General features: G+C 70.0%; 20 protein-coding genes. 18 read left to right on the top strand and 2 right to left on the bottom strand.

The window, feature by feature from the left end:
• Positions 1 to 17: 17 nt before the first annotated feature.
• From BV453_RS11020 to BV453_RS10995, 6 genes are read left to right on the top strand one after another with little or no spacing between them, the layout of a single operon-like run.
• Positions 18 to 581, top strand: coding sequence for a DUF402 domain-containing protein (locus BV453_RS11020; RefSeq protein WP_085606400.1), 564 nt, complete (start codon positions 18 to 20; stop codon positions 579 to 581).
• Positions 578 to 1,297: a class I SAM-dependent methyltransferase gene (locus tag BV453_RS11015; RefSeq protein ID WP_062765270.1), complete on the top strand. Its 720-nt coding sequence runs from the start codon at positions 578 to 580 to the stop codon at positions 1,295 to 1,297. The genes BV453_RS11020 and BV453_RS11015 overlap by 4 nt, the downstream gene beginning before the upstream one ends.
• A gap of 43 nt (positions 1,298 to 1,340) precedes the next feature.
• Entirely contained in the window at positions 1,341 to 2,402 is a 1,062-nt protein-coding gene (locus BV453_RS11010) for a polyprenyl synthetase family protein (protein WP_060921235.1), read from the top strand.
• A gap of 56 nt (positions 2,403 to 2,458) precedes the next feature.
• Positions 2,459 to 3,832 (top strand): FAD-dependent oxidoreductase, encoded by a 1,374-nt coding sequence (locus BV453_RS11005; RefSeq protein ID WP_062632898.1) that lies wholly within the window; start codon positions 2,459 to 2,461, stop codon positions 3,830 to 3,832.
• Between the two features lie 60 nt (positions 3,833 to 3,892).
• Positions 3,893 to 4,921 carry a hypothetical protein gene (locus tag BV453_RS11000; protein ID WP_249521586.1) on the top strand — a complete coding sequence of 343 codons (1,029 nt, stop codon included), beginning with the start codon at positions 3,893 to 3,895 and terminating at the stop codon, positions 4,919 to 4,921.
• Positions 4,922 to 4,958: 37 nt separating this feature from the next.
• Positions 4,959 to 5,969 (top strand): alpha/beta hydrolase, encoded by a 1,011-nt coding sequence (locus BV453_RS10995; protein WP_126893292.1) that lies wholly within the window; start codon positions 4,959 to 4,961, stop codon positions 5,967 to 5,969.
• Here BV453_RS10995 and BV453_RS10990 read toward each other — a convergent pair.
• Together BV453_RS10990 and BV453_RS10985 are read right to left on the bottom strand one after the other, a co-directional pair.
• Positions 5,960 to 6,592: a GntR family transcriptional regulator gene (locus BV453_RS10990; RefSeq protein ID WP_249521585.1), complete on the bottom strand. Its 633-nt coding sequence runs from the start codon at positions 6,590 to 6,592 to the stop codon at positions 5,960 to 5,962. The genes BV453_RS10995 and BV453_RS10990 overlap by 10 nt on opposite strands.
• A 414-nt stretch (positions 6,593 to 7,006) precedes the next feature.
• Positions 7,007 to 7,495: a YajQ family cyclic di-GMP-binding protein gene (locus BV453_RS10985; RefSeq protein ID WP_062765250.1), complete on the bottom strand. Its 489-nt coding sequence runs from the start codon at positions 7,493 to 7,495 to the stop codon at positions 7,007 to 7,009.
• A gap of 103 nt (positions 7,496 to 7,598) precedes the next feature.
• Here BV453_RS10985 and BV453_RS10980 point away from each other — a divergent pair, with 103 nt between their 5' ends.
• The 12 genes from BV453_RS10980 to rpsG all read left to right on the top strand — a co-directional run bounded on the left by BV453_RS10980 (position 7,599) and on the right by rpsG (position 16,520).
• On the top strand, positions 7,599 to 7,811 hold the full coding sequence (locus BV453_RS10980; protein WP_217316514.1) for a hypothetical protein: 213 nt from the start codon (positions 7,599 to 7,601) through the stop codon (positions 7,809 to 7,811).
• 170 nt (positions 7,812 to 7,981) lie between these two features.
• Complete coding sequence (locus tag BV453_RS10975) at positions 7,982 to 9,193, top strand: maltose ABC transporter substrate-binding protein (protein ID WP_062765244.1); 1,212 nt, start codon at positions 7,982 to 7,984, stop codon at positions 9,191 to 9,193.
• Between the two features lie 72 nt (positions 9,194 to 9,265).
• On the top strand, positions 9,266 to 10,870 hold the full coding sequence (locus BV453_RS10970) for an ABC transporter permease subunit (RefSeq protein WP_249521584.1): 1,605 nt from the start codon (positions 9,266 to 9,268) through the stop codon (positions 10,868 to 10,870).
• A gap of 1 nt (position 10,871) precedes the next feature.
• On the top strand, positions 10,872 to 11,780 hold the full coding sequence (locus BV453_RS10965; RefSeq protein ID WP_062765238.1) for a sugar ABC transporter permease: 909 nt from the start codon (positions 10,872 to 10,874) through the stop codon (positions 11,778 to 11,780).
• Positions 11,781 to 11,829: 49 nt separating this feature from the next.
• Entirely contained in the window at positions 11,830 to 12,156 is a 327-nt protein-coding gene (locus BV453_RS10960) for a PadR family transcriptional regulator (protein WP_249521583.1), read from the top strand.
• A gap of 2 nt (positions 12,157 to 12,158) precedes the next feature.
• A complete protein-coding gene (locus BV453_RS10955) occupies positions 12,159 to 12,809 on the top strand; it encodes a hypothetical protein (protein ID WP_249521582.1) in 651 nt (216 codons plus the stop codon).
• Positions 12,810 to 12,873: 64 nt separating this feature from the next.
• Positions 12,874 to 13,026, top strand: coding sequence for a hypothetical protein (locus BV453_RS10950; RefSeq protein WP_164498161.1), 153 nt, complete (start codon positions 12,874 to 12,876; stop codon positions 13,024 to 13,026).
• 112 nt (positions 13,027 to 13,138) lie between these two features.
• Entirely contained in the window at positions 13,139 to 14,251 is a 1,113-nt protein-coding gene (locus BV453_RS10945) for an ABC transporter (protein WP_249521581.1), read from the top strand.
• A 71-nt stretch (positions 14,252 to 14,322) separates the two neighbouring features.
• Positions 14,323 to 14,751, top strand: a complete 429-nt coding sequence (locus BV453_RS10940) for a hypothetical protein (protein ID WP_238695598.1) — start codon at positions 14,323 to 14,325, stop codon at positions 14,749 to 14,751.
• Between the two features lie 49 nt (positions 14,752 to 14,800).
• Entirely contained in the window at positions 14,801 to 15,448 is a 648-nt protein-coding gene (locus BV453_RS10935; RefSeq protein ID WP_062765222.1) for a hypothetical protein, read from the top strand.
• Positions 15,449 to 15,675: 227 nt separating this feature from the next.
• Positions 15,676 to 16,044, top strand: coding sequence for a 30S ribosomal protein S12 (gene rpsL, locus BV453_RS10930; protein WP_013584051.1), 369 nt, complete (start codon positions 15,676 to 15,678; stop codon positions 16,042 to 16,044).
• 5 nt (positions 16,045 to 16,049) lie between these two features.
• On the top strand, positions 16,050 to 16,520 hold the full coding sequence (gene rpsG / locus BV453_RS10925) for a 30S ribosomal protein S7 (RefSeq protein ID WP_017201608.1): 471 nt from the start codon (positions 16,050 to 16,052) through the stop codon (positions 16,518 to 16,520).
• The last annotated feature ends 24 nt before the right edge of the window (positions 16,521 to 16,544 follow it).

Below are 16,544 nucleotides of genomic sequence, written 5' to 3'. Positions count from 1 at the left end.
GGACGTAGGGTGGGCGGATGAGCGATGCGCGTCCCGCAGCCGGTGCCGAGATGATCTTCCAGTGGCGCAAGTGGGACGGGTCGCCGCACTGGCGCCACGAGTGCGTGTACCTCGGTGCCGACCGGTGGGGCGACTGGATGGGGCAGCCCACCGGCTGGCACAGCGCCCGCCCGGGGGCGGAGTTCCACGCGGCCACGCCGAACGTCACCCTTGTCCCGCCGAGCGCCGACTTCGCGCTCACCGTCAATCGCCGGCACCCCCGGGGGATGCGTGTCTACATCGATCTCGGGTGGGACGTGCGGTGGTCGGACGACCCGCTGCTCGCGACGGGCATCGACATGGACCTCGACGTCGTCCGTGTGGAGGGCGAGCGCGGCACCTGGGTCGACGACCGCGACGAGTGGGCGGAGCACAGCGCCCGCTACGGCTACCCGGCCCCCGTCATGCGGCATCTGGAGGAGCTGGCGCTCGACCTCGAGACGAGGGTCAGGGAACGCACGGCGCCGTTCGACGACGCCACGGCCGATCCCTGGCTGGACCGACTCGAAGCGCTGGACCTCGCGCCTAGACTGGACGCGTGACCGCGAACGACAAGAACCGCGCCGATCTCGGCAAGGACCCCGCCCGCGTCAGCGGCATGTTCGACCAGGTCGCCGCCGGGTATGACCGCACGAACACCGCGATGACGTTCGGCAACGACGCGCTGTGGCGGGCCGCGACCACCCGCGCCGTCGCCCCGAAGCCGGGGGAGCGCATCCTCGATCTCGGAGCGGGCACGGCATCCTCCTCCGCCTCCCTCGCCCGCAGCGGCGCGCAGGTCGTCGCGGCGGACTTCTCGCCCGGCATGCTCGCCGAGGGGCAGCGTCGCCATGGAGCGATGCGCAACCTCTCCTTCGTGCAGGCGGATGCCACCGCCCTGCCGTTCGCGGACGAGGAGTTCGACGCGGTGACGATGTCGTACGCGCTGCGCAACGTGAACGACCCGAAGAAGGCGCTGCGCGAGCTCTACCGGGTGACCAAGCCGGGCGGCCGCCTCGTCATCAACGAGTTCTCCACGCCTCCGGGGAAGCTGTTCCGCGGGGCCTACCGGTTCTACAACGCGCAGGTGCTCCCGCGCGTGGCCCGGGTCGCCGGAACGAACGGCGACGCCTACGACTATCTGAACGAGTCGATCCGCGACTGGCCCGACCAGAAGCGGCTGTCCGAATGGATCAGGGAGGCCGGCTGGCAGGATGTCGCCTACCGCAACCTCACCTTCGGCATCGTGGCCCTGCACCGGGCGCGCAAGCCCGCGTGAGCACGGCGCGAACGGCGGCACCCGACGCAGGTAGGCTGGGAGCGTGACTTCGAGCCCCAGCGCCCCGGGTTCGCGACTCGCGAGCCGTCTCGGCTTCAGCGATCGCGTCTTCGTCGGTCCCGCCGCGCGTCGCATCGCCCGCACCATCGAAGACGGACTGGAGCTGGTCGAGACCGGGCTCGCGGACGACGTGCGTGTCGCCGACCCCCTCGCCGACGCCGCCAGCCGCTATCTGTACGAGGCCGGCGGCAAGCGCATCCGCCCCGTCCTCACGCTGCTCGCGGCCCAGCTCGGCGACGGCAACACCCGAGAGGTGATCGACGTCGCGAAGGCGCTGGAGATCACGCACCTCGGCTCGCTGTATCACGACGACGTCATGGACGGCGCGGACCGCCGCCGCGGTGTCCCCGCCGCGCAGACGGTGTGGGGCAACAACATCGCCATCCTCACCGGCGACATCCTCTTCTCGCGCGCCAGCCAGCTCATGTCGCGGCTCGGCGAGCGCGCCATCCGGCTCCAGGCCGACACGTTCGAGCGCCTCGTCCTCGGGCAGATGCACGAGACCCTCGGTCCGCAGCCGGACGACGACCCGATCGCGTTCTACATCCAGGTGCTCGCGGACAAGACCGGTTCGCTGATCGCGGCGGCCACCCAGGGCGGCGTGATCTTCTCGAACGCCCCGGCGGAGTACGAGGAGCCGCTGCGCGTCTACGGCGAGAAGATCGGCGTCGCCTTCCAGCTCCTCGACGACGTGATCGACCTGTCGGCCAAGCCCGAGGAGACGGGCAAGGTCCCGGGCACCGACCTGCGCGCGGGCGTCCCGACCATGCCATACCTCCTGCTCAAGGCGGAGGACGACGACGCCGCAGCCGACCTCGCCGCCCGCATCGACGACGGTGTGGCCCTCATCGCCGACGGCGCCGACCCGGCGATCCTCGACGGACCGCTGGACGAGCTCCGCGACCACGCCGTCACCCAGAAGACCCTCGAGCTCGCCCACGCGTGGACGCAGGAGGCGATCGACGCCCTCACCGCCCTTCCGCGCGGCACCGTGCGCGAAGCGCTCACCCGATTCGCCGAGACTCTCGCCGAGCGCTCCAGCTGACACCGTACGGGCCCCGGGCCCGGGTGTCCGCCGCGACGGCACACGAAAGGACCTCCATGACCAAGCTGAGACTGGCCATCGTCGGCGCCGGCCCTGCAGGCATCTACGCCGCGGACATCCTGTTGAAGGCCGAGCGCAAGTTCGACGTGTCCATCGACCTGTTCGAGCAGCTCCCCGCCCCCTACGGGCTCGTCCGGTACGGCGTCGCCCCCGACCACCCCCGCATCAAGGGCATCATCACCGCCCTGCGCGACGTGCTCGACCGTGGCGACATCCGCCTCTTCGGCAACGTTCGGTTCGGCGAGGACATCACGCTCGACGACCTCAAGAAGCACTACAACGCGGTCATCTTCGCCACCGGGGCGATCCGTGACACGTCGCTGGACATCCCCGGCATCGACGCGGTGGGCTCCTACGGCGCCGCCGACTACGTGAGCTGGTTCGACGGACACCCCGACGTGCCGCGCGAGTGGCCGCTGGACGCCGCGTCGGTGGCGGTCCTCGGCAACGGCAACGTCGCCCTCGACGTCTCCCGCATGCTCGCGAAGCACGCGGAGGACCTCCTCGTCACCGAGGTCCCCGAGAACGTGTACGAGGGACTCAAGGCGAGCGCCGTCACGGATGTGCACGTGTTCGGCCGCCGGGGCCCGGCCCAGGTGAAGTTCACGCCGCTGGAGCTCCGCGAGCTGGGGGAGCTCCGCGACGTCGACATGGTCGTCTACGACGAGGACTTCGACTACGACGAGGCCTCGAAGGACGCGGTCGCGAGCAACAAGCAGGTCATGGTCATCGACCGCATCCTGCAGTCGTGGCGCAAGCGCGACTCCGTCAACAACGCCGGCGGCACCGCCTCGCGCCGTCTGCACCTGCACTTCTGGGCGCGCCCGGTCGAGGTGCGCACCGACGAGAACGGCCGTGTCGCGGCTCTCGTGTACGAGCGCACCCAGCCGGACGGCCAGGGCGGTGCGGTCGGCACCGGTGAGCTGCGCGAGGTACCCGTGCAGGCGCTGTATCGCGCGATCGGATACTTCGGCTCGCCGCTGCCGGGCGTCCCCTTCGACAAGAAGCACGGCGTCATCCCGAACCACGAGGGCCAGGTGCTCGCGAAGGACTCCAACGACCGCGTCCCCGGCGTGTACGCGACCGGCTGGATCAAGCGCGGCCCGGTCGGCCTCATCGGCCACACGAAGTCCGACGCCATGGAGACCGTCCGTCACCTGATCAACGACCAGGGCTCGTGGTGGCACCCGGAAGACCCGTCCGAGGAGGCCATCCCGGCACTGCTCGCCGAGCGCGGCGTCGCCTGGACCGACCTGGACGGCTGGCACCGCCTCGACGAGCACGAGATCAGCCTCGGCGCGCCCCAGGAGCGGGCGCGCGTGAAGGTCGTCCCGCGTGAGGAGATGGTGCGCGTCTCCCGCGGCGAGTGAGTCGTCTCGGCGCCGGGGCGTGCTCCCGGCGCCGGGCCCCCGCGCCCCTAGGCTGAGGCCATGCGACCTCGTGCACTCCTGGCCCTCGGCGCCGTGGCCGTGCTCCTGCTGTCCGGTTGTGCGCCCGAACCCGAGGTGAAGCCGACCAGGACGCCGTCGGCCGCGGTCACGACCGCGCCGACACCGGGGGCCGAGGCGCCGACGCCCGCCTTCGACGTGGACTGCGCCGATGTCGACGCGGCCATGTCGAGTGCGCTCGGCGAGGCCGGCGGCGACGTCGCCGAGGTCCTCGGGGTCTGGTCCTCCCCGAGCTGGTACCCCGGACCGGCGCAGCACATGTTCCAGCGGGCCGGCGGGATCGCCTGTTCGGCGGGGACGGCGGAGCGCAACTGGGAGGTCACGATCCTCCCGGACGCGGACGAGGTCACGACGGGGGCGGAGTCCCGCGGCGGATACTTCGGTGAGGAGGCGCGCTGCGAAGGCGGCGGGTACTGCTTCTTCCAGATCGTCGACGGCGACGTGCTCGTCTCGGCCACGATCGTCGACCCGGAGCGCGGACCGGACGACACCGCGTCGCTCGAGGAGGTGCTGCGCGGGCTCGCCGCGACCGCCGTCGCCTCGCTGCAGCCCGTGGAGGTCCCGGAGAGCCCGGTCGCCGGGGTCGACTGCACGCGCTTCCTCACCGCCACCGAGCTCGCGGAGCGGGTCGGCGCCGAGGTGCACGTCGTCGACGCCTTCGGCGGCTGGTCCATCCCGGCCGAGGTGTACCAGGAGCGCAACGGCTCGCGGATCTGCTACTACGCCTCGGCCGAGGACGAGTATGCGGCACAGGGCTACCTCACCCTCACCACGCTTCCCGGCGGCGCCTGGGCCTTCGACCGGCTGGACGGCGAGGACACCGTCGACGTCGAGGGGGCGGACGCCGCCGTGACCGGCGTCGACGAGCTCGGCCGGTCGGTGCTCGACCTCCGGGTGGGGCAGGACTGGCTGCGTCTGACCACGTTCGAAGGGTCAGGGATCGACGACCTCGCCCCGATCGGCGCCGCCATCGCGGACGATTTCTCCGTGGCCCGCCCCGGCGGCGAATGACGGCCGTGGGCTAGCCTGGGCACGAGGGGGAGAACGCATGGCCGAGTGGATCCCGGATGTGCTCGGAGACGAGTTCGCCCAGCTCACCCTCGACCTCGGCAGTGACGAGCAGGGCCCGGTGGTGGCCACCCTCGTGCGCGCGCTGCCGGCTCCGGTCCCGTGGTGGGAGCGCGCTCGGCGCCGTCGCCCGCTGCTCGAGGGCGTGGACGTGCTCTACATCCACGGGTGGTCGGACTACTTCTTCCAGAAGCGGTTGGCCCGATTCTGGACCGCTCGTGGTGCCCGCTTCTTCGCCCTCGACCTCCGCAAGTACGGGCGCAGTCTGCGCGAGGGCCAGACCCCCGGCTACATCACCGACCTGTCCACCTACGACGAGGACATCGCCGCGGCCCTGGACGCGATGGGGCGCGGCGAGGGCGGCGAGGAGAGCGGGCGACGCCTGATCCTGCTCGGACACTCGACCGGAGGGCTGACGCTGAGCCTGTGGGCGGCCCGGCATCCCGGCGCGGCCGATGCTCTCATCCTGAACAGTCCCTGGCTCGAATTCCAGTTCGCCCCCGTGCGCGCCGCGATCGCCCCGATGGTCGAGTTCCAAGCGCGGATCCGACCGCTCGACGTCGCGCCGCAGGTCGACCTCGGCTACTACACCCGGGCGCAGCAGGAGGTGGCCGACCCGGACGACCCAATGGAGGTCAACACCGCGTGGCGTCCCGTGCAGACGATGGCCGTGTACGCCGGGTGGCTCAACGCGATCCTCACCGGGCACAAGGCCGTCGCCGCGGGTCTGGACATCGCGGCGCCGGTCTGCGTCCTCCTGTCGAAGCGGTTCGTGCCGCCGACCCGGTGGTCGGAGGAGCTGACCGCCGCCGACTCCGTCCTCGTCGTCGACGACATCGCCCGCGCGGCCCTGCGGCTCGGCTCCTCCGTGACCGTCGAACGGATCGACGGCGCCCTGCACGACGTCTTCCTGTCCCGGCATGAAGCCCGCGAGGACGCGTATCGTCGCCTGCACCGCTGGGTCGTCGGCTGGCGCGCCGCTCAGACGTAGTACATCGCGCGTGCGAGGCGCTCCGCCTCGTCGCCGTCGCCGGCGCGCACCGCTTCGGCGAAGTCGGCGTACACCTGCCGCATCCGCTCGCGATCGCCGGGGCGCACCACCCAGGCGCGCAGGTTCCGGGTCACCGCGACGGCGACATCGTCGATGAGCATCCGGTGCTGACGGTTCCCGCTGTGGTCGGCGAGGTAGGCGAAGACCGCCCATCGCGCCCGTGCCGTGGACGCACCGTCGGTGAGCGAGTCCTGCATCCGAGCGATGAGCTCCTGCACCCGCTCGCGCTGGACCGCGCTGAGTCGTGGCACCGCCATCCGGGCCGTGATGCCTCCCTGGTAGCCGGCGAACTCCAGCGACTCGGCCACCACCTGCGGCGTGACCATCGTCACCTCCGTGTACCGGCTCGGGTACATCGTCACCAGTCCCAGTCGCTCCAAGCGCTGCAGTGCTTCGCGCACCGGCGTCCGCGAGACGTGGAGCTCGTCCGCCACGTCGACGTCCCGGATCCGGTCGCCCTCGGCGAACTCTCCCTCCGTGATCAGCCGCCCGATGTGGTGGAACACCTCATCCGCCAGCAGCTGCTTGTTCTCTCCGATGCTCTTCGACTCGATCTGCGCCATGGCCCAGCCCCCGGTGGTTCTCGGTCTGCGACCGACGTCCGCTCCCGGGCGATGAGGGGAGCGACGGCCGCAGGATTGCCGTCATGCCTCCTCGGGGGCCGATCCGCGTGGGGGGCGCGCAGCGGGCGGGGAGGCCTGTCATGAACCCGGGACCGGTCGGCGTGCGACGTCGGCAGACCCCAGGCCGACGCGAGCTCCGGGGGCCTGCGCCGCTCCCTCCCCTGAGCCGGCGTGGCATCCTCGAAGCGCATCCACCGCGGCGATCGGGTGTCGGGCGGGGATGGCGTCGGAGTCGTGACGAGTCACGACCGCTTCCAGTCTCGACGAAGAACACCGATATCTCGGTATGCGTTGACCGGGGAAAAGAAAGGGCCCGGGATGACTCCCGAGCCCTGGCCTCCGACCCGAGTGGCGTCAGCGGTAGTTGATGAATTGCAGATCGATGTCGAGGTCGCTGCCCTTGAGGAGCGCGATCACAGCCTGGAGGTCGTCGCGGCTCTTCGACTGCACGCGTAGCTCGTCGCCCTGGATCTGGCTTTTCACACCCTTGGGGCCCTCGTCGCGGATGATCTTGCCGATCTTCTTCGCGTTCTCGGAGGAGATGCCGTCCTTCAGGCTCGACATGATGCGGAACTCCTTGCCGCTGGCGAAGGGCTCGCCCGAGTCGAGGCTCTTCAGGGAGATGCCGCGCTTGATGAGCTTGGACTGGAACACGTCGAGGACGGCGTTCGCACGCTCCTCGGTGTTCGCGGTGATGAGGATCTGCTCGCCGCTCCAGGCGATCGAAGCGCCGGTCCCCTTGAAGTCGTAGCGCTGCTCCACCTCTTTGCGCGCCTGGTTCAGGGCGTTCTCAGCCTCCTGGCGATCCACTTTCGAGACGATGTCAAAGGAACTGTCAGCCATGCCTCAACTGTATCCGCGGCTGTGCGGAAAGTCCCGTGGGCGCGGCACCCCGGGAGCGCGTCTCCGGATCACAGGACTGATCGGCGCGTACGGTGGCGACCCGATGGCGGTGACCTCTCCGAACGGCGACCAGGTCGGCTACGTCACAGTCGCCTACGAGTGCGAACTGCTCAGCGACCCGGCACCGGACAGGGGCGAGATCGTCGAACTGGGCTGGTTCCCCCGAGGGGCCATCGCCGCCTTGCCGCGTCGTGACTGGATCGACCGCGTCATCCGCGATGCGCCGCATCGTGCGGGCGGTGACGTCGCACGCTGACGCTTCCGCCTCCGGCCGATATGGAAGCGTTTTCATGCCTCGCGCCGGGCGCCGGGCCGATCACGGGTTGATATCGACGCGGTTGCGGATTGTGATCGCCTTTCGAAACGATGCATACTGTAAGCGCTTGCAGTCTTGCAGGCGCTCAGCACTGAGAGAGGCACACACCAATGAAGGTGAACAAGAGGGGCATGGTCGCCGCGGGCGCCATCGCCATCGTTTCGGCTCTGACGCTCGCCGGCTGCTCGACCGGATCCGGCGGCGACGACTCTTCCTCCGGTGGGGACAGCGGCGGCACGCTGACCGTCTGGGTCGACGCCGAGCGGGTCGACGCGCTGCAGGGCGCGGCGGACGCGTACCAGGAGAAGACCGGTGTCACGGTCAAGCTGGTGGGGAAGTCCGTCGACGACATGAAGGACGACTTCATCCAGCAGGTCCCGACCGGCAAGGGCCCCGACGTGGTCATGGGCGCTCACGACTGGCTCGGCGAGCTCTCGACCAACGGTGTCGTCGCGCCGATCGAGCTCGGCGACAGCTCCGAGGACTACCTCCCCGTCGCGCTCCAGGCGGCGACCTATGAGGGCACCGTCTACATGCTCCCGTACGCGGTCGAGAACATCGCGGTCCTGCGCAACGCCGACCTCGTCCCCGAGCCCGCGACGAGCTTCGACGACATGGTCTCGAAGGGCACCTTCGTCGTGGAGCAGGGCGCCGAGGGCAACCCGTACCACCTGTACCCGTTCCAGACCGCGTTCGGCGCTCCGGTCTTCGGCACCGACGACAGCGGCAGCTACGACCCGACCGACCTGCAGCTCGGCAGCGAGGGCGGCTTCGCCTTCGCCGACTGGCTGGGCGCGCAGGGCGCGGCCGGCACGCTGAACACCGACATCGACGGTGAGATCGCCAAGCAGCAGTTCCTCGACGGCACCGCCGCCTTCTGGCTGACCGGCCCGTGGAACGTGGGCGCGGCCACCGAGGCGGGCATCAACGTCGAGATCGACCCGATCCCGAGCCCGACGGGGGAGACAGCCTCGCCGTTCGCCGGCGTCAAGGGCTTCTTCGTGAGCGCCGAGTCGAAGAACAAGGTCGCGGCCAACGACTTCCTCGTCAACTACCTCGGCACGGAGGACGTGCAGCTGGAGCTGTTCAAGGCCGGCAACGTCCTCCCGGCCCTCACCGCTGCCGCCGACACCGCGGCGTCCGACCCGATCATCGCCGGCTTCCAGTCCGTCGGCGCCGACGCGGTCCCCATGCCGGCGATCCCCGCCATGGGCGCTGTCTGGCAGTTCTGGGGCGTGGCCGAGGCCGCCATCATCAACGGCGAGGACCCGCAGGCGACGTGGCAGAAGCTCGTCGACGACGTGACCGCCGCGATCGAGTAACGGCCGACAAGATGACGACCCTGCCGGGGCGGGCCACCCAGCCCGCCCCGGCAGGACCATGACGAGGACGACATGACAGACACCGAAGAGCGCACCGCGCCCCCCACGCCTCGGCAGCGCCAGGCGGCGAAGATCGCCGAGGCGGCCTCCCGACCGATCGGGTGGATGCTGCTCAAGATCCTGTTGCTGGCGATCGTGGACGCGATCGCCGTCTACGCCGTGTTCGTGCTGCTCGTGCAGCGCGAGTGGCTGGTGCTCGGCCTCGTCGTCGCGGTGACGGTCGTCGTCAACTACATCTACTTCTCCCGCAAGCGCATCGCGGCGAAGTACCTCACCCCCGGCATCATCTTCCTGGTCCTGTTCCAGGTCTTCACGCTCCTCTACACCGGCTACATCGGCTTCACGAACTACGGCACCGGTCACAACGGGAGCAAGGAGCAGGCGATCTCGTCGCTGCTCGCCTCCGCGCAGGAGCGCGTCGAGGACTCCCCGACGTATCCCGTCACGGTGGTCGAGCAGTTCGGCACCTACGGCCTCCTCGTCACGGATCCCGACGACGGGGATGCGCTCCTCGGCACGGCGGAGCAGCCTCTCGCCGAGGTCGACGCGGAGTTCGAGGGTGGCAAGGCCGTCGCCGTCGACGGGTGGACCACGCTTCCGCTGGCCACCGTCTTCACCCTGTCGGAGGAGCTGGAGCAGCTCTCCGTCCCGTTCAGCGACGACCCCAACGACGGCAGCCTCCGTGCACCCGACGGGCAGAACGGCTACCTGTACGTCTCGACGCTGACCTACGACGCCGCTGCCGACACGATCACGGACACCGCGACCGGCACGGTCTACAGCGATACCGGCGACGGTGCGTTCACCGCGGAGGACGGCGGGCAGCTGCTGCCCGGCTGGCAGACCACGGTCGGCTTCGACAACTTCGTCCGCGCGGTGACCGACGAGTCCATCCGCGGTCCGCTCATCTCCGTCACCGTCTGGACCTTCGTCTTCGCGCTGGTTTCCGTCGCGACGACGTTCTTCCTCGGCCTGCTGCTCGCGCTCGTCTTCAACAACACGCGCATGCGCTTCCGCAACGGCTACCGGATCATCCTTATCCTCCCGTACGCCTTCCCCGCGTTCCTCTCCGCGCTCGTCTGGGCCGGGATGATGAACGAGAGCTTCGGGTTCATCAACCAGGTGCTGTTCGGTGGCGCGGCCATCCCGTGGCTCACCGATCCGGTGCTGGCGAAGGTGTCCGTGCTGCTGGTGAACCTCTGGCTCGGCTTCCCGTACATGTTCCTCGTCTGCATGGGCGCGCTGCAGGGCATCCCGGACGACGTGAACGAGGCCGCCGTCATGGACGGCGCGAACGCGTGGCAGATCTTCCGCCGCATCAAGCTGCCGCTGCTGCTGGTGACCGTGGCGCCGCTGCTGATCTCGTCGTTCGCGTTCAACTTCAACAACTTCAACCTGATCTACATGCTGACCAAGGGCGGCCCGCGCTTCAGCGACGTGTCGATCCCCGTCGGCCACACGGACATCCTCATCTCGATGGTCTACAAGGTGGCCTTCACCGGTCAGACCCGCGACTACGGTCTCGCCTCCGCCTTCACGATCCTGATCTTCGTCGTGGTCGCGACGATCTCGATCATCAGCTTCCGCAAGACCAAGGCCCTCGAGGAGCTGAACTGACATGAGCACCGTCCCCAGCACCGCCACCGCCCCGCGCACCGCTCCGCCGCGTCGTTCGTTCGGCGCCTGGTTCGCCGACACCGGATGGCGTCACCTCGTCGCCATCGTGGTGAGCGCCTTCGCCCTCTTCCCGCTCCTGTACGTCGTGTCGGCCTCGCTCAACCCGAAGGGCACGCTCACCGGGTCGAACCAGCTCTTCTCGGCCATCGGGATCGACAGTTACGTGCGCATCCTCAGCGACCCGCAGAACCCGTACGGAACGTGGTTCCTGAACACGCTGCTCATCGCGGTCGTGACGGGCGCGGTCACCGTGTTCATCGGAGCGTGTGCGGCATATGCCTTCTCCCGCATGCGCTTCGCGGGCCGTCGCGTGGGGCTCGTCACCATCGTCGTGGTGCAGATGTTCCCGCAGCTCCTCGCTGTGGTCGCGATCTTCCTGCTGATGTCGACGCTGGGGGACTGGTTCCCGGCGATCGGCCTCAACACGCACACCGGCCTGATCCTCGTCTATCTCGGCGGCGCGCTCGGTGTGAACACCTACCTGATGTACGGCTTCTTCAACACGATCCCGAAGGAGATCGACGAGGCCGCCCGCATCGACGGCGCCGGGCACGCGCGGATCTTCTTCACGATCATCCTCCGCCTGGTCGCCCCGATCCTCGCGGTCGTCGGTCTGCTCTCCTTCATCGGCACGGTGAACGAGTACGTGATCGCCAGCGTCATGCTCGTCGATGTGGATCAGCAGACCCTCGTCGTCGGTCTGACCAAGCTCGTGGCGAACCCTCGCTACGCCGACTGGTCGGCCTTCTCCGCCGGCGCGGTCATGGCGGCGATCCCGGTGATGGTCCTCTTCCTGTTCCTGCAGAAGTACATCGTCGGCGGTCTCACCGCGGGGGCGACCAAGGGCTGATCGACGCACCGGCAGGCGCTAGCGTGCGTCACATGCTACCTTGTGAGGCATGACAGCGGACGCCGGGGCGCAGATGCGCAAAGGAGTGGTCGAGTACTGCGTACTCGGCCTGCTCTCGCGCGAGCCCATGTACGGCTGGCAGCTGTCGGAGGAACTCACCGGCGCCGGGCTGATCGCCAGCATCGGCACGCTCTACCCGCTGCTCGGGCGGTTGCGGGACAACGGCTGGGTGACGACGTTCGACCGGCCGTCCGAGAGCGGTCCGGCGCGCAAGTACTACCGGCTCACGGATGCCGGTATCGATCAGCTCGCGCGCTTCCGGGCGCAGTGGGCGCCGTTCGCCCGTGCCGTCACGGGCATGGTGGGGGAAGGATGACCATGACCGAGAAGACCGCAGCCGAGCTGCGTGACGACTACCTGGCCCGGCTGGACGAGGCGATGCGCGGCCTCCCGCACGGTGTCGCGTCGGACATCCGCGGCGGGATCGCGGAGGAGCTCGACGGGCTCGACGCGGAGGCGACCGCGGAACGGATCGACAGGCTGGGGGATCCCCGAGGGATCGCCCGTGAAGCGGGGGACGAGGTGCCGACGGTGCCGCCCGTCGTGTTCCCTGCGCCCGCGCCCGCTCCGTCGGCACCTCGCACGCCGACGACGGCGACGCGGGGCTTCGCGATCGCGGCCGCGCTCACCCTGAGCTTCGGCGGGATCGTGGTGCCGGTCGTCGGCTGGTTCGTGGGCGCGGTGCTCGTGAGCCTCAGTGCGATGTGGCGGACCTGGGAGAAGGCGCTCGCGATCCTCGTGCCCTTCGCGGCCGCGGGGCTGTCCTTCCTGATCACCTCGACCATGACGGGGTTCTCGACGGGGTCGGCCTCCGGCAGCTCGACCGGCGGCGACGCGGTGTCGGACGTGGTGAACCCGCTCGTCCCGTCCTTCGGGGAGTGGCACCTGCTCCTACTGCTGGGGTTCCTGCTGGTCCCGGCGTCCGGGCTCTGGCTGCTGTGGCGGATGCGCGGCCGCGGCGTCCGCTGACCGAGGCCGCCGCGTCGCGGCGTTGCTCACGGCCTGCGCGGGGGCGCGGGCCTACGGTGGGACCATGGCACGGGTGGGTGGTCGGAACCTCGGGATGAGCTGGTTCGCCGGCATCGTGTGCGCCGGGATCGTCGGCGCCCTGGTCTGGCTCTCACTGCCGATGCTCCCGATCCTCGCGCAGTTCGCCGGCGACGCGCTCCGCAGCACTTTCCCCTGAGCCGCGGAACCCGCGCGGCGACGCGTATGGCGACACGACGGCACGCCTCCGGAAGCGCCGGGACGCGCGGCGGTAATCTCGCACTGCACATCCCCGATGAGAGGCGCATCCCATGAGTGATCCCGAGGCTCGTCAGCCCGAGAAGTCGAACGACGTCGACGACGTCGACGACGTCGTCGGCAGCGCGAACGCCGGTCTCGACGCCGCAGCGGCAGCCCGCGGAGATGTTCCCGGCGGCGCGGACGACGTCGACCGCTCGCGTGCCGAAGACGCGACGCCGGCGTCTGCGGAGACGCCGGCCGACCACGCCGCCGCGCGGCAGGAGCCCGCGGTCGACCCCGATCTCGCCGCGTTCGAGGCCGCCGAGCGGGAGCACCCCGGCACCTTCGCCTCCTCCGCACCGGCTCCAAGCCGTACAGAGGGCGACCGTCCCGTCGCCGACAGCTTCGGTGACGAGCGACGCGACGCGACCCCCGAGACCTCGCTGTACGCGACGTCGGAGACCTCGCTGTACGACACCTCGGCCCCCCGCGCGCACGAGGAGTCGGCCATGGCAGGCGCCGCCTACGCCTCCCACGCCGACGACACCGACACCCGGATCGTGCCCTCCGAGCCGCTCACGAACGGTGCCGCTGCCGCCGCGCCGCAGCCCCAGCAGCCGCAGCCGATCTTCGTGCAGGCGCCGGAGCCGCCGCGCGAGCGCGGCAACCGCGGCACCGCCGGGGCCATCGGCCTGCTCGCCACCGTCGCCTTCGCGCTGCTCTACCTCGCGACCGTCCTCGGCCTCGGCGCTCTCGCCGGCGACGTGAACGGGGAGAACATCGGCGAGGCGCTCGTGGCCCCGCTGCTCACCTGGGGCTTCTGGACGCCGGTGGTCGTGTTCTTCCTCGGCTTCTGGCTCCTCGGAGCGATCATCAACCGTGGCCGCTGGGGCCTGTGGGTGGTGTTCGGCATCGTGGTCGGACTCATCGCCTACGCCGGACACATCCTGGGGCAGCTCTTCGAGGCGCCGTTCTGGAAGCTCACGGCGTCGCAGGGCCTCGAACTCGCGGGGGAGCAGCTGCTGGCACCGCTGGCGATCGCGGCCTTCGTGTTCGCCCGCGAGCTCACGATCTGGTTCGGCGCCTGGGTGGCCCGCAGCGGCGCCCGCAAGACCGAGCTGAACGAGGAGGCGCAGCGCGAGTACGAGCGCACCCTCGAGGCCGGTCCCACCCTGTCGAGGTAATCACGAACACCACCACGCCGAACCCCCGCGGGCCCGAGTCCGCGGGGGTTTCGGCTGTCCTCGCGGCAGTGATGGCCACCATCGCCTTCTTCGCCCTCGCCGTCTTCGGCCTGGGTGCGCTCAGCGTCGCCACCGACCGGGACATCATCGATGCACCGGGCCTCGGGCAGATCCCCGGGGTGTCCGGCATGGTCGCGGCGGTCGTGGTGTTCGCACTGGTCCTGTGGGCGACGGTGCGGCGGGGACACGCCTCCTTCGGCTCCGCTCCCGTGATCGCGCTGCTCACGGCCCTCGTGCACCTGGCCACCGTCTGGTTCGCCGTGCTCGTCGCGACGAGCGACGTGGTCGTGGCCACGGCCGTCGCCGGAGATCTCGTCCGCGGCGGCGCGAGTCTCGTGCTCCTCGCCGCGGCGGCGGTGGCCGCCTGGGGCGGGATCGCCCTGCGCCGCACGAAGTCGGCGCAGCCGCGATGGCCGTGGGAGCGCGACGAGGGGGAATGACACCCCGGAAATCCGCGCCGTGAGCGGCGACGCGCCGTACGCTGGTGGGGTGGAGCGCTCATTGGAGACGCAGGTCGACCAGGCCGTCGAGGCCTGGTTGCGCTGGGTGCCGCGCTGGGAGCCGGCGACGCACCGCGGCCGGACCGCGCCCTGCCGACGCTGTCTCGGCTCGCCCATCCTCGCCGCCGCGGGAATCGCCGGCACCACCCCGCACGGCGTCCAGCACGGCCTGTCGACGCGCATCAAGACGATCGTCGACCACGCGGTCGCCGAGTACACCGCGCGGAACCTCCCCACGCTGCAGCGGGAACTCGACCAGCAGGCCGCGCGCAACAGGGCACGCAGCTATCGACCGACGGAAGACCTCGACCCCGAGTTCGAGGGCATGCCGCTGGACCCGGAGCCGGTGCCCGGTGCCCCCTTCCTCTTCACGATCGCCGGCCTCGCCGACGACTCCGCGGCCGAGCTGCCACCGCTGCCTCCGCTCTCCGACGAGGCCAAGACGGCACTGCGACAGGAGGTCGCCCTCGCGGACGAGTACGCGAACCTCGTCGGCCGGGAGATCTGCGGGATCCTGCTCCGGCACCGCATCACGATCCAGGCGGCGGTGTCCCGGCACGTCGAGCCGCAGATCGAGGCGCTCCTCGCCGAGCTGACGGAGTCGCTGGACTCCCCGTTCGACCCCGACATCCCCTGACTCCGCGCGGGCCGGGCGAGGGCGGCCGTCATTTGACCGTCAGGTTACGCGGCATTACACTTGATCAGGTGTGTGCACGTCCTGACGTGCGCGCTGGGCGTCGGCACCTCGCCGGTCCGCCCCCACGGCATACCCACCACACCAAAAGCTCGCCGGTTCCGGCGTGCCGGTGGGTCATGATGTGAAACCCATCACGCTGTCACCGTGCAGCACTATGAGGAGAGAACGTGCCAACCATTCAGCAGTTGGTTCGCAAGGGTCGCTCGCCCAAGGTCTCGAAGACCAAGGCGCCCGCGCTCAAGTCGAACCCGCAGCAGGCCGGGGTCTGCACCCGCGTCTACACCACCACCCCGAAGAAGCCGAACTCGGCGATGCGCAAGGTCGCTCGTGTGAAGCTCCGCAACGGGACCGAGGTCACCGCGTACATCCCCGGTGAGGGCCACAACCTGCAGGAGCACTCCCTGGTGCTCGTCCGCGGCGGTCGTGTGAAGGACCTCCCCGGTGTGCGTTACAAGATCGTCCGTGGCGCTCTGGACACCCAGGCCGTCAAGAACCGTAAGCAGGCTCGTTCCCGCTACGGCGCGAAGAAGGGTTGAGTTAGATGCCTCGTAAGGGTCCCGCCCCCAAGCGCCCCGTCGTCAACGACCCGGTCTACGGCGCTCCGATCGTCACCTCGCTGGTGAACAAGATCCTCGTCGACGGCAAGAAGTCGCTGGCCGAGTCGATCGTCTACGGCGCCCTCCGCGGCGTCGAGGCGAAGAACGGCCAGGACGCCGTCGCCACCCTGAAGAAAGCGCTCGACAACGTGCGCCCCACGCTCGAGGTCCGCAGCCGCCGCGTCGGTGGCTCGACCTACCAGGTTCCGGTCGAGGTCAAGCCGCACCGCGCGAACACCCTCGCGCTGCGCTGGCTCGTGAGCTACGCCAAGGGTCGTCGTGAGAAGACGATGACCGAGCGTCTCCAGAACGAGATCCTGGACGCGTCGAACGGCCTCGGTGCCGCGGTCAAGCGCCGCGAGGACACCCACAAGATGGCCGAGTCAAACCGCGCGTTCGCTCACTACCGCTGGTAACCCCTTCGACGGGCTCAGGGACCC

Source organism: Microbacterium sp. ER1 (genome assembly GCF_023383675.1).
Taxonomy (GTDB): Bacteria; Actinomycetota; Actinomycetes; order Actinomycetales; family Microbacteriaceae; genus Microbacterium.
This window is presented reverse-complemented; position numbering and strand designations above follow the sequence as displayed.

What these genes read in the sequence shown, in the direction of transcription:
- BV453_RS11020 (WP_085606400.1), top strand. Translation starts at nt 18, where the DNA reads ATGAGCGATGCGCGTCCCGCAGCCGGTGCCGAGATGATCTTCCAGTGG.
- BV453_RS11005 (WP_062632898.1), top strand. Translation starts at nt 2,459, where the DNA reads ATGACCAAGCTGAGACTGGCCATCGTCGGCGCCGGCCCTGCAGGCATC.
- BV453_RS11000 (WP_249521586.1), top strand. Translation starts at nt 3,893, where the DNA reads ATGCGACCTCGTGCACTCCTGGCCCTCGGCGCCGTGGCCGTGCTCCTG.
- BV453_RS10995 (WP_126893292.1), top strand. Translation starts at nt 4,959, where the DNA reads ATGGCCGAGTGGATCCCGGATGTGCTCGGAGACGAGTTCGCCCAGCTC.
- BV453_RS10990 (WP_249521585.1), bottom strand. Translation starts at nt 6,592, where the DNA reads ATGGCGCAGATCGAGTCGAAGAGCATCGGAGAGAACAAGCAGCTGCTG.
- BV453_RS10985 (WP_062765250.1), bottom strand. Translation starts at nt 7,495, where the DNA reads ATGGCTGACAGTTCCTTTGACATCGTCTCGAAAGTGGATCGCCAGGAG.
- BV453_RS10980 (WP_217316514.1), top strand. Translation starts at nt 7,599, where the DNA reads ATGGCGGTGACCTCTCCGAACGGCGACCAGGTCGGCTACGTCACAGTC.
- BV453_RS10975 (WP_062765244.1), top strand. Translation starts at nt 7,982, where the DNA reads ATGAAGGTGAACAAGAGGGGCATGGTCGCCGCGGGCGCCATCGCCATC.
- BV453_RS10970 (WP_249521584.1), top strand. Translation starts at nt 9,266, where the DNA reads ATGACAGACACCGAAGAGCGCACCGCGCCCCCCACGCCTCGGCAGCGC.
- BV453_RS10965 (WP_062765238.1), top strand. Translation starts at nt 10,872, where the DNA reads ATGAGCACCGTCCCCAGCACCGCCACCGCCCCGCGCACCGCTCCGCCG.
- BV453_RS10960 (WP_249521583.1), top strand. Translation starts at nt 11,830, where the DNA reads ATGACAGCGGACGCCGGGGCGCAGATGCGCAAAGGAGTGGTCGAGTAC.
- BV453_RS10955 (WP_249521582.1), top strand. Translation starts at nt 12,159, where the DNA reads ATGACCGAGAAGACCGCAGCCGAGCTGCGTGACGACTACCTGGCCCGG.
- BV453_RS10950 (WP_164498161.1), top strand. Translation starts at nt 12,874, where the DNA reads ATGGCACGGGTGGGTGGTCGGAACCTCGGGATGAGCTGGTTCGCCGGC.
- BV453_RS10945 (WP_249521581.1), top strand. Translation starts at nt 13,139, where the DNA reads ATGAGTGATCCCGAGGCTCGTCAGCCCGAGAAGTCGAACGACGTCGAC.
- BV453_RS10940 (WP_238695598.1), top strand. Translation starts at nt 14,323, where the DNA reads ATGGCCACCATCGCCTTCTTCGCCCTCGCCGTCTTCGGCCTGGGTGCG.
- rpsG (WP_017201608.1), top strand. Translation starts at nt 16,050, where the DNA reads ATGCCTCGTAAGGGTCCCGCCCCCAAGCGCCCCGTCGTCAACGACCCG.